The organism is Cecembia calidifontis (assembly GCF_004216715.1).
GTDB lineage: Bacteria > Bacteroidota > Bacteroidia > Cytophagales > Cyclobacteriaceae > Cecembia_A > Cecembia_A calidifontis.
In genome coordinates, this window is record NZ_SGXG01000001.1 from 3,218,378 (window position 1) to 3,232,378 (window position 14,001).

A 14,001-nucleotide genomic window follows, 5' to 3' on the forward strand; every position below is an offset into this window, starting at 1 on the left:
CCAAGACAATGAAAGTTTTCCCCTAAAAGAACTTCAGGAAATTTGCCATGAAAAAACCAAGGTAATTGCCTATGGCATATCCCACAATCCCAATAGTAATACCTGAAATGATGATGTTTTTATTGCCTAATGCACCTGCTATCACCGGAACAAATGGAGGCGAACAAATGAAAGAGACGGAGGTAATCATGGTAGTGTCAGCATCTATTTTAAAAATCCTACTCAATAAAAGGTGCAACAGGAGGGAACCAAAAACTGCTAAAGAGATGTAGGCAAGTAACACCGGATTGAAATCTGTCAAGCTTCGGACATCTGCCATTGAAGCTACTACTATACTGAAAATCAGTATGAAATACATCCCGGTATCAAAAGTCAATGGGGCTCTATTTACAAATTTTAAAGTAGAAGCGAGGATAGCTAAGCTTGTAATCGTCAAGATGGTAACTACCATCAGCATGTTTTCAGGAACCAATGATCCCAAACTTACTCCTAAAGCGACAATACTTAAGGCATAACCCAATCCCCGGGAGATGAACTTGATTTTTTTTCCAGTTTGTAATTCTCCCTCCTGGTTTTTCAAAAGGCCCTCTGATGGGGAAATGGATTTGGGGTAAGGAGGTAGAAATTTATTAAATAGCTTTTTCCCAATAGATACTAAAAAACTTAAATAAAAAACCCCGATGATAAGGTCATAGGTATGTGTGAGGATATAAGTATTCGGATCCACATCGAGCATCATTTTTAGAGAAGCCAAGTTTGGGGTACCACCAGTGTAAACTCCAACCAATAAACCGGAGATTTTCCAGAAGTCTGGGATACCGCTGGAATGGAATATAAAATAGCCCAAACTGATCATGGAAATGACGGAGAAAAGTCCGATAAATAGGGACGCTAAGGTTTTACCGGCCAGGTTCTTCCATTGTTTGATGTTGGAAGAGAAAAGCATCAAAGGAATAGCCAATAACACGGAAATACTCATCAGGTTGTCTTTTAGGCCATGAATTTTAAAAGCCAAAAGATGTTTTTCTTCGATTTGGCCACTACCTAAAAGGCTTTCAATTTCTGCTAAACTGGCTTTGGGGTGCAACAGGATATATTCATTGAGGAAGCCTCCCATTTGGGGCAGGATGTTGGAATTGCCCAAAATCAGACCAAAAGCATAGGCTATGATGACGGGGCCCAATTTTTCGATGAAGGAAAACTTCCTGCACAACCATATTATGAAAGCTGGGCTGAGAACATAAACAATCAATAAAATAAATATGGATAAGCTCATGGGGTGAATTTTCAATGGAGCAAGTTAGAAAATGCAACTGAAATTTATTCACTGATACAAAAAAATGGAAAGGGTATTCTCTTAATTTTTTAAGCATTTTTTTATGACAAAATAATGTACTGCCAACAAAAAAATATGAGATTTATCTGTTTTGATTGCGAGATATATGAATAATAATATATTTGTCGGATTGAAAATTTGACAGTAAACGCAAAATAAGTTTTATGGAACAAATGTTTATTTATTTGGTGCCCGTCTTGGGGATTATCGGCCTAAGTGTAATGTCTATCAAATCTGCTTGGGTGACCAGGCAGGAAACCGGTGATGAAAACATGATGGAGTTGGCCGGGTATGTGGCCAAAGGAGCCATGGCTTTTTTGAAAGCAGAGTGGAAAATCCTTTTCTATTTTGTGGTCATTGCCGCAATTATCCTGGGATGGTCCGGGACTTTGGTTGAAAACTCAAGCCCGATCATCGCTATTTCATTCGTAATTGGTGCTTTTCTTTCCGCGTTTGCTGGATACTTGGGGATGAACATTGCCACCAAAGCCAATGTAAGGACGACTCAAGCAGCAAAAACCAGTCTTAAAAATGCTCTTAATGTTTCTTTTACAGGTGGAACTGTGATGGGACTTGGTGTAGCAGGACTTGCTGTTTTGGGGATGGGTTCCTTGTTTATTTTATTTTATAACATGTTTGTAGTTTCCACTGGAGGTGATGTGAATGGTGCCGCCATGGAAACTGCACTTGAGGTCTTGGCAGGTTTTTCCTTAGGTGCGGAATCTATAGCCCTTTTTGCCCGTGTGGGAGGTGGTATTTATACCAAAGCAGCTGATGTGGGTGCTGACCTTGTCGGTAAAGTGGAAGCGGGAATTCCAGAAGATGATGTAAGGAACCCTGCAACAATTGCAGATAACGTAGGGGATAACGTAGGTGACGTGGCAGGTATGGGTGCTGACCTTTTCGGTTCTTATGTGGCTACTATTTTGGCCTCCATGGTATTGGGAAGAGAGATTGTATCCGCTGATAATTTTGGAGGAATAGCACCTGTCCTTTTGCCTTTGGTGATTGCAGGTTTGGGCTTGATGTTCTCCATAGTAGGTACCTTTTTTGTGAAAATTACAAAAGATACAGACAGTGTACAGAATGCGTTGAATAAAGGAAACTGGATTTCCATCCTGTTGACTGTAGCTGCTTCCTACCCTGTAATCATGTACATGTTACCTGAGGGAGATTTGGTACTTTCCAGAGGTGGATCCATTGCATTCACCAAAATGGGCGTTTTCGGGGCAGTGGTTATCGGTTTGGTTGTAGGTGCCCTGATGAGTATGATTACAGAGTATTATACTTCCATGGGTAAAAGACCTGTTAACTCCATCATTAAGCAATCTTCCACAGGTCATGCTACCAATATTATTGGTGGTCTTTCTGTAGGGATGGAATCTACCGTTGCACCAATCATTTTGTTGGCTGCAGGTATTTACGGATCATTCCTGGTCGCTGGCCTTTATGGAGTGGCTATTGCTGCGGCCGGTATGATGGCCACTACCGCAATGCAGCTGGCCATAGATGCTTTTGGTCCTATTGCGGATAATGCTGGGGGAATAGCAGAGATGTCCGGATTGCCAAAAGAAGTGAGAGAAAGAACAGATATTTTGGACGCAGTGGGTAATACCACAGCAGCCACCGGCAAAGGTTTTGCGATTGCTTCTGCTGCTTTGACCGCATTGGCCCTGTTTGCAGCGTATGTAGGGATTGCAGGTATAGATTCCATTGATATTTACAAAGCGGATGTACTTGCCGGTCTTTTTGTTGGCGCGATGATTCCGTTTATTTTCTCTTCTTTGGCCATTGCAGCTGTAGGCCGTGCAGCCATGGATATGGTCAATGAGGTGAGGAGACAGTTTAGGGAAATTCCAGGTATCATGGAATATAAAGCCAAGCCAGAGTATGAGAAATGTGTGGAAATTTCCACCAAGGCTTCCATCCGTGAAATGGTTGCTCCTGGTGCCATTGCCTTATTGGCTCCAATGATTGTAGGTTTTGCCTTTGGCCCAGAAGTATTGGGTGGCTTGTTGGCAGGTATTACCGTATCTGGTGTTTTGATGGGTATTTTTCAGAACAACGCCGGTGGAGCTTGGGACAATGCCAAGAAATCTTTCGAGAAAGGCGTGGAGATCAATGGCAAAATGGAATATAAAGGATCTGATGCCCACAAGGCTTCTGTAACGGGCGATACCGTAGGGGATCCTTTCAAAGATACCTCAGGTCCTTCCATGAACATTTTGATCAAATTAACTTCGATTGTAGCCTTGATAATTGCTCCCCATATCTCTAACGGGGATGGACATGCTTATGGCAAATTAGAGCAAGAGAAAGTAAAAGAAATTACTTTGGAACCTACCAAGGAGATTGTAACTGTCGAAGAACTCAAAGTCGATTAATTAACCCAAAACCCAAAATGCTAAGCCATCCGGATTCCGGATGGCTTTTGTTTTTTAGATTTTTTGAATTTGAATGAATTTCCGATTATGTAATTTCAGGCATCTTCTCCAGTCCGAATTCCAAGCCAAGAAAAAAGTGTATTGACTTTTTAAAAGATTGAAATTCAGTTTTTTGAAGAAGTACAATAAAGGACCATGAATCAATTAAATATTTTTCATCAATTCGATTCATATTGGTTTAAAAAATGGTTGTTGTTTTAAAATGTATTCCTTTTTACTTTGATTTTTAAATTTTTCCTGTCTAAATTAAAACAATTCCTGAAAATCAGAAGGTTGAATGGTTTTAAGTTTAATTTTTTCAGGGAATAATTTTATTGCAATAGGTCTGGATTTTTTAATCCGGTTTTGATCCGCTCATTTATTTAAATCACACAAAACGATTGTTTATGAAACAAAAATTTACGCTTCCTATTTTCCTCTTTTTGCTAATTGGCCTTGCCCTAAATGGTCAGGCTCAGATCCAAGTGAGGGGAAAGGTTGTATCTCAGGAAGATGGGCAGCCACTTCCAGGAGTGACTATTTTGGTGCAGAACACAACAATAGGTTCTGTGACGGACATTGAAGGGAATTACACTATCAATGTCCCAAATGAAAATTCGGTCCTTACTTTTTCATTTATTGGTTTTAAAGCACAGGTAATACCGGTAAATGGAAGGTCTGTCATCAACGTGAATATGGTGACGGATACAGAGCAGCTGTCGGAGGTGGTTGTCACAGCTTTCGGTTTGACGCAGGAAAAAAAGAAGATTTCTTTCGCGGCGCAAGAAGTCCGTGGAGATGAAATCCTTGCCTCACGTGAACAAAATGTAATTGATGCATTGAACGCAAAAGTTGCAGGAGTTCAGGTAACACGACAAGGTGGATCTGCTGGGGCTGGTTCTAGTATAGTGATCCGGGGTATTCAGTCTATTTCAGGCCAAAACCAACCTTTGATAGTTGTTGATGGTATACCTGTCAATAACTCTTTTAGGGCCTCGATTGGAACTTCTGCAGGTGTAGACTATGCTAACAGGGCTATTGATATCAATCCAAATGATATCGAAAACATTACAGTATTGAAAGGACCGGCTGCCACTTCTTTATATGGTATTCAAGGTGCTACAGGTGTGGTCTTGATCACCACCAAAAAAGGTTCTAAACAAAAAGGTTTTACAGTTGATATTTCTACCAATAATTCAACTGACAGGATCATGAATTATTTTCCTCAACAATTGAGATATAGCCAAGGTGATAATGGGGTTTTCAACGGAGGTACAACTTTTAATCATTATGGAGCACCAATGTCCACTTTGAGGTATGATGAATCAACTCCTAATGTGAAGGATCCCAGGGGTACCATAGTGGACATGAACCATCCCAATGCAGGGCCAAGAGTTCCGGTTTATGACAATCAGCGTTTGTTTTTTCAAAATGGCTTCACCAATGATACACACATAGCTGTATCTTCCTCCAATGATAAATCCAATTTTTATTTGTCTGCAGGAAATATGTTCCAACAGGGAATTATACCCAATAACACATTCAACCGGACTTCAGTAAAATTATCCGCTGACTCAAAGCTAACGGAGCGCTTCAAAATCGGCGGTTCAGTAAATTATGTAAACAGTACCAGCACAAAGTTTGGTAGAGGGGATAACTTTTCTGATGCCATCCAAGGACTTTACAGAACACCTCCTTCTTTTGACAATTCTGCAGGTTTTGTTTATCCAAGCGGCGTTCAAAGAAACTTTAGGGGAGCAGTAGATGGTTCTGTTCCATTTAGTCCGGATAACCCTTTTTGGACAGTAAATAAAAACCCTTACAACGATAATGTTAACCGTTTCATAACATTTTTACAAACTGATATCAAGGCGGCCGAATGGTTGAATATTACCCATAGACTAGGGTTTGATTTTACCTATGATGCTCGGACACAAGTTTGGGCACCATTTTCCTCTGGAGGCGCAGCTATATCTGCAAGTGGTGCTTTAGGAGGAAGGATTGTGGAGGACACCTACACAGATAAAATTCTCAACTCTGATTTGATTATTACAGCAAATAAAGATGTCAGTGAAAAAGTCTCTCTATCTTTCTTGGTAGGTCACAACATGTTCTCTTCCAATACCATGAGTATGTTTATGAACGGGACAAATTTTGCTATTCCAGGTTTGAACAATATTGCAAACACACAGGAAAACCCAATTTTCACAAAAACTGACTTTAGACGGATGACCCAAGCAGTATTTTCCAGAGGTTCTATTGGATACCTGAATTCCATTTTCTTGGAACTTTCTGTCAGAAATGAATGGGCATCTACTTTGCCCGCTAACAACCGGTCATTTACTTACGGAAGTGCAGGGTTAAGTGTAGCGGTAACGGATCTTTTCAAAATCGAAAGCCGCGCTTTAAGCTTCGCAAAACTTAGAGGCTCCTACGCAGGGGCGGGTAATATTCCTCCTGCCTATTCAACGGAAACCTTTTATAACATTGCTACCACCAGCACCCGATATGCACCTGGAGTTAGGTTTCCTATTGATGGAGTAGGAGGTGTTTTGTTAAGTCCATCTGCAGGAAATAATAATCTTCGAGCTGAGTTCACCAATACTTATGAGATAGGCGCAGATCTTAGGTTCTTTGAGAACCGCTTTGGATTGGATGTTACCTATTACAATGCGGTTAGCCGCGATCAGATAGTATCTGTTCCAATTCCAGCCTCCACAGGTTTTACTTCGCAGTTGATCAACTCAGGGGAAATTCAAAATAAGGGTATTGAAGCTGTTCTTACAGCAACCGTTTATAAAAGAGGTGACTTCAATTGGGATATGGTATTCAACTTCACCCGTAACCGCAATTTTGTGATTTCTTTACCAAATGATGAGCCCATTGTCAACAATCTTTTTGGAGCACGTATCCAAAGCAGATTGATTCCAGGGGAGCAGTTTGGGGTATTTTACGGAAATGCATTTTTGAGAAATGCTAATGGTGATGTACTGATCAACCCTCAAGGTTTCCCGATTATGGATCCTGTGCAGCGAATGATCGGTAATCCTAACCCTGATTACCTCATTGGATGGAGAAATAACTTTACTTATAAAAACTTCAATCTGACTTTTCTTTGGGATATCCGGAAAGGTGGTGATGTTGTCAATGTAACTGCTTACTGGATGGGTAATGGATCTGGTGTAGCAGAGCACACTTTAGATAGAAATAGAGTTGTGGTTTTCAGAGGTGTCATTGAAAATCCAAATGGAGATAATCATGGACAAGTAAATAACATACCCGTGACTTTGAATCAAGCCGCTTTCCAAGGGGTAGGACCGGCAATGGCATTTGGCAGGGAATTGACTGAGCGATGGGTTCAGGATGGATCCTGGATCAGGTTGCGTGATGTCAATTTGACATATCAGATTCCTTCAAGCATTTCCAGAAAGATGGGGATGAGCCGAGCTTCAGTTGGTGTCTATGGTAGGAATATGCTTCTATTTACCAATTATGGGGGTATTGATCCCGAGACCAACCTGAACGGTCCAAATGCTCCGGTGGGAGTGGATGCATTTACCACTCCTAATATGAGAAGTTATGGAGCTACAATCAATGTTTCTTTTTAACCTCTAAACTTGAACGAAATGAAAAAGAAAATTATATCATTTATTCTTCTGTTGGTGGTTTTTGTATCCTGTGATAGTTTTGATGAAATCAACACCAATCCAAATCAAGCTACAGATGCCTCCATACAAGTGATTTATCCAGGGGTTACAGCAGCATTTGTTTATGGTATAGCAGGTGAATCTGCCCAATTCACCAGTATCCTGATGCAGTATCTGACAGGGATATTAGGTGATCAGCAACAAGTGAATAACTATGCATTCATTGCCGATATGAGTGATGCCACTTGGAATAGATTCTATACCAACTGCCTGAATAATATTCAGACTATCAAAACAAAAGCTGCGGAACAAGGAGCAACTCACTATGCCGGTTCAGCCAAAATTATGGAAGCGGCAATTTTGGGCTATTCTGTTGATTTATGGAATGACATCCCGTATTCTGAGGCTTTGCAATTGGACAGGATTTCCCAGCCGAGATTTGATGATGCGGCAGGAATTTATCAGCGAGTGCAGCAATTGTTGGATGAGGGTATTGCAGACCTCAATTCAAACAGTACTACAAGTCCAAGTACCAATGATTTGATTTACAGAGCAAATAATGAGAACCTTTGGAGGCAAAATTCAAGACCTCGGTGGATCATGTTTGCCAATGCTCTTAAAGCAAGGTATTCAAACCACCTTTCCAAATTGGATCCTCAAGGTTCAGCCACTGCGGCTTTGGCTGCCATTGATGCAGGGTCTTTCAATTCCAATGCCGACCATCCCAATGTGGTGTTTGGTTCTGAATTTGCAGGTCCTTGGTTTCCTTTCTTCCAAACTACCTTTGGTGAAAATAACGTAGGCATCAGTCAGCGTTTTATTGATTTGTTGAGAGATAGAGTGGAACCAGGTGTTGATGATCCTCGTTTGGTTTTCTTTGTGAGACCAACTACAGCTGGACTTTATGTAGGTGTACCAAATGGGGCGGCCTCAAGACCAGCGGGTAATGTATTGCCTGGACCCTATATCAATAGAAGAGAGGCCCCCACACCGGTGTTTAATTATTCCGAACTTAAATTTATAGAAGCTGAAGCAGCATTAAGGTTAGGCCAAAACCAAAGAGCAGCTGCTGCCCATAATGCCGCAGTATTGGCTTCCCTTCAAAGAATTACGGGAGGTACCAATCAGGCATACATCGAAAGATACGGTTCAGAAACAGCAGCGACTATCAATCTTGAAAAAATAATGATCGAAAAACATATCGATATGTTCCTTCAGGCAGAAGCTTGGACGGATTGGAGAAGGACAACTCCTGCTGGATCGCCAACCACTGCCTCAGGTATTCCTGCTTTAGTTCCAGCGCCGTCAAATACAACCCAAGGTAATTTCCCAAGGAGGTTTATTTACCCCAATAGGGAAGTGGTTAATAATTCTGCCAATGTTCCTAATGTAACTAATCTGGACAGGATTTTTTGGGATAGGTAATAATTTCAAAAATTTACACTTATGAGAAATCTTATTAATATTTTCGCAATTGCCTTAATAGCCGTATTCCTTTCTTCTTGTATCCTTGAGGATCAAGAACCTGAATATGATGTTGTGGGTGCGGTGGGAACTATAGCAACGTTAACTGCTTCCAGTACCACACCTGCAGTGGGTGAAACAGTTACCTTTACGCTTTTGGTTTATTCAGAACATGAACCGGCCACAGAGTTAAGAATGAATAGGTTACAAGCAGGTACAGCAACCAATTTGGAAACAAGGTCATTTTCAAATTGGAACACGGAAGATTCCTACCGGGAAACTTTTCAGTTCCAGGTACCTCAGGGAACCGCTGGCACCGCTTTGACAATCCAGTTTGCCTTGGTGACACAAAGCAATTTTATCACCACAAGGAATATTACCCTGAATGTTAGGCCGTAATGGAATCTTGATTTAAAAAAAAAACTCCCCTGTAATAAAATATAGGGGAGTTTTTTATTCATTATCACCCAACTAAAGGATTGCTGAATATTATTTTGTTATATTAAATGCCTTAAACCAGACGGATATGAAAAAAATACTACTTTCCACCTCTGTATTTTTATTGATGCTTCAACTTTTTGCCCAAAGCTTTACCATGGAGCAGGTGACCTCTTATCCTTTTCCTTCGGAATTGACAGCATCTCCAGAGGGAGACAAAATAGCCTGGGCAATGCATGAAAAGGGATTAAGAAATGTGTATGTGGCACAGGCTCCGGATTTTAAACCCAAAAAAATAACCGATTTTTCAAAAGATGACGGACAGGAAATTACCGGAATCCAGTTTACCCCTGATGGAAATACCCTGATTTTTGTTAGGGGAGGGGAACATGGGAGTAATTGGGACTGGAATGTGGGCATCAATCCCTCCCAGGAAACATTTATGCCCAAAGTTGAAATATGGAGGGCATCTTTTTCCGGAAGCAAAGCAGAAATGTTAACAGAGGGAGACGAACCGGTTGTTTCACCTGATGGGAAGACCCTGGCATTTATCAAAAACAGACAGGTGTGGATACTCAATTTGGATGATTCCAAGACTTCCCAATTATTTGAAACAAAAGGCTCAGTCTCTTATCTCAGTTGGTCACCTGTAGGGAATAAGTTGTTGTTCACGATTAACCGGGGAACGCATGCCCTGGTGGCATTTTTTGACATTCAGAACCAAAAACTACAATACCTTTCTCCTTCATTTTCCCGGGATTCCAGTCCCAAATGGTCTCCTGATGGCTCAAAAGTAACCTTTATAAGACGGCCAGGAGGAACCCCTGAACCATTGCCTATTTTTGAGCAAAGACATATTCCCTGGGAAATCTGGACAGCGGATATAGAGACCTTGGAAGGAAGGCGGAGATGGAAGGCTCCGGAAACTTTAAGGGGATCAATTTCCACCACCCATGGAGGGGCCAATCTCCATTGGGCCTCAGACAATCAGCTGATCTACTTATCCTATGAAGATGGCTGGCCACACTTATATGCCATGGATGCTGATTCCGGGCCCTCCAGACAACTTACCCAGGGTCAGTATATGGTTGAACATGTAAATCTTAGCCCTGACAGGAAAACCATTCTTTTTACAGCCAATACCGGTCCATTGCCCGATGATATAGACAGGAGACATATAGGTACAGTCCATATTCAGTCAGGTGAACTCATGATCTACACACAAGGAGAAAGCATTGAGACCAATCCTGTCATGCTTTCAGGGATGAAGCAAATAGCTTGTATCTCTTCAACTGCCCAAAGACCTATGCTTCCAACAATCTTGGATCTGAATGATCGGCATTTTATGGTCTTAGGAGAGGAAATGTTGCCTGTTGATTTTCCAATGGCACATTTGGTAACGCCAAAGCAGGTGATTTTCCAATCTCCGGATGGATTTAACATTCATTGCCAACTGTTTGAGAAGGCTGGGGGGCCTGATGAAAAACCGGCCGTTCTGTTTGTTCACGGAGGGCCACAGAGGCAAATGTTGTTGGGATGGCATTATGGGGATTATTATTCCAATACCTACGCCATCAATCAATACCTGGCCGAAATGGGCTTTGTCGTTTTATCTGTCAATTTTCGATTAGGGATAGGTTACGGTTATGAATTCCATAAACCTGCAAGAACGTATTGGCAGGGTGCGGAGGAATATATAGATGTGAAAGCTGCTGGCGAGTACCTGGCTTCTTTGCCCCAGGTAGATCCCAAAAGAATAGGTATTTACGGAGGATCCTATGGAGGTTATTTGACAGCTTTGGCCCTTGCTAAAGACTCAGGGCTTTTTGCTGTAGGAGTGGATATACATGGTGTCCATGAACTTTCAAGCCGCTTGGAGATGCCGGATGGTTATGAAAAAGCCCCGGACTTTGAAAAAGCCCAAAGGACGGCATTTTATTCTTCCCCCTTGGCTTATCTGGATACCTGGACATCACCGGTACTGTTCATTCATGGAGATGATGACAGAAATGTACAGGTCAGCCAGACTACCGACCTTATCCGAAGGTTTGAGGATAGAAACATGGCTTTTGAATACCTTATGATACCTGATGATTCCCATCACTGGATGAAATATGCCAATTTGGTCAAAGTCAATTCCGCTACAGCAGCATTTTTAAAGAAACATTTGAATCCATGATGCCTATTGGCCTGTGTTGAAAGCAACATGATTTACTTCAAACTCGGCCCAGGTCCAGTCACCGGAATCCAGTTTCCAGGTGGCATTACATCGATTGGGAAGGGTAATACCATCAAATTCTTTGTAGTCAAGAACTTTGACTATCCATTCTTTTTTTACCGCATCAGGACCGCTTCCCATGTAGCGTTGAGCGGTGAATCTTATTAGTTTTCCCTCCTGATCAAACTCAAAAATCCCGGAACCTTGGGTCTGATCGAAGGTCATAATTACTTCAGCTTTGTTTTCGTCAATTTCCTTCCAGGTAAAATGATCCAATATTGCAGCAGAAGGATACCACACCAGTTCACCCAAATAACGTTGAAGGGCACTTTCATTGATCTGTGGATTGGGTCCGTCTTTGGCTACCGGAAAAAGAGAGAGTAATTTGATCAGCATTTCTCCTTCTCCATGGATGAATTTGTCCCTGCCATAAGCATAAAGCAGGGGCATCATCTTCATATCTACAGTCCAAATAAAGGCAGGAGGTTGGGTGGTAGAATATTGGTAAGCCTGGGCTTCGTACCATTCTACTTGTTCCGGTTTGAGTTTTATTTTGTAGGATTGCTCCATACATAGGGTTTCAATTCCAGGCTTTCCAATTACGCCGGAGAATTTCAACCAGCGCTGTACAGCAAGGGGAAGATTTGTGATATCATTTGTTGTTATTGTTCTGGCTGGTTTTGAGGCCTCCATCATTTCCTTGATTTCACGGTCAACTTTTTCTTCAAATCTAAATTAATGCCGTTTAGTTAGTGGTTAATTAACTGAAATTCATTATATTAGAGGTATAAAATAAGGCTTCCGAAAGCAGGGAGTGCTGGAAGCCTTAAAACTTTAATTGTAAATGAATTCAAGTTAAAACTAAGTTATGAAAAATTTATCATCGAAAGTAGGACTTCGGTGAAAGATTTTCTTCGTGACCGTTTCTTTTCCTTTGAAGTTCTTGTGCTTTTTATTTTGTCAAAGAGCAACAAAGGACTTAATATCTGCCTTGAAGAGTTTTTTGGGGAATCTTCCTTATCGCCCACTAAAAGTGCATTTACCCAGGCCAGGAAAAAACTGTGCTATACAGTTTTTAAAAAGCTTAACGGTTTGATCTGCAGTCTTTTTTACCAACATGCAAAGTTCAAGAAATGGAAGGGGCATAGGGTGCTTTCTGTTGATGGTTCAACACTTGAACTCCCGGATCATCCCTCCATGTCAGAGAAGTTCAGCTATCATGGTTTTGGGCCCAATGCGGATGCGGGACATTACATGAGCAGGATATCTTACCTGTATGATGTTTACAACGGCCTTGTACTGGATGCCGGTATGGAAAGCTACACCACTTCGGAAGCCACCCTATGTCATGCCCATCTTGGACATATTAAAGAAGGGGATCTTCTTGTGTGCGACAGGTATTATGCATCACTGAGACTTTTTTTCGAATTGAAAGGAAAAGGGGCCGACTTTCTTTTCAGGATGAAAGACAATTGGTGGAAATGTGTCGAAGATTTTTCCCGAAGTAGTTCCTCTGATGCGGAATATACATTAATACTCCCTCCAAAATACAGATGGCTGCTTGAAAAGTATCCCTCGTTATCCCAAACCATGACCGTAAGACTGATCAAGAAAAAGAATAAGAAGGGTAAGATTTCAATATATGCGACTTCGCTGTTGGACAGGAAAAAATATACAGCCTCCTCTCTAATAAACCTGTACAAACAGAGATGGGGAATAGAAGAAGCATATAAACTGATCAAATCAAGACTTGAAGTATCTGATTTTTCCGGCAAAACAGCATGGGCGGTCCAGCAGGACTTCTATGCTAAGACCCTGATCATATCACTCTGCAATATTCTTTGCTATGATGTGGAGCCAAAAACCAAAACAGGACGGACATCAAAGTCAGCAAGGACCTTGATAATCAATAAAACTTATGCATTGTCAAAAACAAAATCCCTGATTCTTAAAATCAGAGATTTAATTGGTGAATTGGAGCAGATTATCCAGAAATATGTAAAGAAAATCGCTTCCAAAATAGAATATTCAAGAAGAAACCAGGTATTCAAGCGGAAATTCAGAGCTAAACTGAAATACTCAATGAATTACAAATCTATTTAATCACATTCCTTAACTTAACGGCATTAAAATCTAAATTGGAAAAATGCGACGATAACTACCAGAAGCAGTATTAAATTGGGGATTGTTCCAAATTTGGCTTCCGACCATTGACTGAAAATCAGGGCTTGAGATAATACTAATCCGGCAAAACCAAATAGCCACCAAAATGGATGCTTGAGAAAATAAAATACCAGGGTTGCGGTAAGAAGGAAAAAAGCTCCAAGCCAGATCAGACCCATGGATTTGGAAATTTGTAAAGGGAAATCCTTGATCTCAGTAAGGTTAAACCCTTTGATGAAACCCAAAAGATGGATAAGGGCATGGAGTCCAATTAAAATAAGGAATACGGTTCTCATCTTTTTTCAGTTTTTG

9 protein-coding genes are annotated in these 14,001 nt (G+C 41.1%); 6 read left to right on the forward strand and 3 right to left on the reverse strand.

Annotated elements, in window-relative coordinates:
* Positions 1-22: 22 nt before the first annotated feature.
* Complete coding sequence (locus tag BC751_RS13890; protein ID WP_130276077.1) at positions 23-1,276, reverse strand: DUF819 family protein; 1,254 nt, start codon at positions 1,274-1,276, stop codon at positions 23-25.
* A gap of 224 nt (positions 1,277-1,500) precedes the next feature.
* On the opposite strand from BC751_RS13890, the gene BC751_RS13895 reads away from it, so the two are divergent.
* The 5 genes from BC751_RS13895 (at position 1,501) to BC751_RS13915 (ending at position 11,487) form a co-directional block, all read left to right on the forward strand.
* Positions 1,501-3,720 carry a sodium-translocating pyrophosphatase gene (locus BC751_RS13895; RefSeq protein ID WP_130276079.1) on the forward strand — a complete coding sequence of 740 codons (2,220 nt, stop codon included), beginning with the start codon at positions 1,501-1,503 and terminating at the stop codon, positions 3,718-3,720.
* Positions 3,721-4,166: 446 nt separating this feature from the next.
* On the forward strand, positions 4,167-7,367 hold the full coding sequence (locus BC751_RS13900; protein WP_130276081.1) for a SusC/RagA family TonB-linked outer membrane protein: 3,201 nt from the start codon (positions 4,167-4,169) through the stop codon (positions 7,365-7,367).
* Between the two features lie 18 nt (positions 7,368-7,385).
* Positions 7,386-8,831 (forward strand): SusD/RagB family nutrient-binding outer membrane lipoprotein, encoded by a 1,446-nt coding sequence (locus BC751_RS13905; protein WP_130276083.1) that lies wholly within the window; start codon positions 7,386-7,388, stop codon positions 8,829-8,831.
* A gap of 21 nt (positions 8,832-8,852) precedes the next feature.
* Entirely contained in the window at positions 8,853-9,269 is a 417-nt protein-coding gene (locus BC751_RS13910; protein WP_130276084.1) for a hypothetical protein, read from the forward strand.
* A 127-nt stretch (positions 9,270-9,396) separates the two neighbouring features.
* Positions 9,397-11,487 carry a S9 family peptidase gene (locus BC751_RS13915; protein ID WP_130276085.1) on the forward strand — a complete coding sequence of 697 codons (2,091 nt, stop codon included), beginning with the start codon at positions 9,397-9,399 and terminating at the stop codon, positions 11,485-11,487.
* A 3-nt stretch (positions 11,488-11,490) separates the two neighbouring features.
* Here the strand turns inward: BC751_RS13915 and BC751_RS13920 are convergent, their stop codons facing one another.
* A complete protein-coding gene (locus tag BC751_RS13920; RefSeq protein ID WP_130276087.1) occupies positions 11,491-12,222 on the reverse strand; it encodes a DUF6544 family protein in 732 nt (243 codons plus the stop codon).
* 204 nt (positions 12,223-12,426) lie between these two features.
* On the opposite strand from BC751_RS13920, the gene BC751_RS13925 reads away from it, so the two are divergent.
* On the forward strand, positions 12,427-13,629 hold the full coding sequence (locus BC751_RS13925; RefSeq protein WP_165389799.1) for an IS4 family transposase: 1,203 nt from the start codon (positions 12,427-12,429) through the stop codon (positions 13,627-13,629).
* A 23-nt stretch (positions 13,630-13,652) separates the two neighbouring features.
* Here the strand turns inward: BC751_RS13925 and BC751_RS13930 are convergent, their stop codons facing one another.
* Positions 13,653-13,985, reverse strand: coding sequence for a hypothetical protein (locus BC751_RS13930; RefSeq protein ID WP_130276089.1), 333 nt, complete (start codon positions 13,983-13,985; stop codon positions 13,653-13,655).
* Positions 13,986-14,001 lie beyond the last annotated feature (16 nt).

Bases quoted from the DNA above. Each gene is read 5' to 3' on its own strand.
- BC751_RS13900 (WP_130276081.1), top strand. From the start codon at position 4,167: ATGAAACAAAAATTTACGCTTCCTATTTTCCTCTTTTTGCTAATTGGC.
- BC751_RS13930 (WP_130276089.1), bottom strand. From the start codon at position 13,985: ATGAGAACCGTATTCCTTATTTTAATTGGACTCCATGCCCTTATCCAT.
- BC751_RS13895 (WP_130276079.1), top strand. From the start codon at position 1,501: ATGGAACAAATGTTTATTTATTTGGTGCCCGTCTTGGGGATTATCGGC.
- BC751_RS13890 (WP_130276077.1), bottom strand. From the start codon at position 1,276: ATGAGCTTATCCATATTTATTTTATTGATTGTTTATGTTCTCAGCCCA.
- BC751_RS13910 (WP_130276084.1), top strand. From the start codon at position 8,853: ATGAGAAATCTTATTAATATTTTCGCAATTGCCTTAATAGCCGTATTC.
- BC751_RS13920 (WP_130276087.1), bottom strand. From the start codon at position 12,222: ATGATGGAGGCCTCAAAACCAGCCAGAACAATAACAACAAATGATATC.
- BC751_RS13915 (WP_130276085.1), top strand. From the start codon at position 9,397: ATGAAAAAAATACTACTTTCCACCTCTGTATTTTTATTGATGCTTCAA.
- BC751_RS13905 (WP_130276083.1), top strand. From the start codon at position 7,386: ATGAAAAAGAAAATTATATCATTTATTCTTCTGTTGGTGGTTTTTGTA.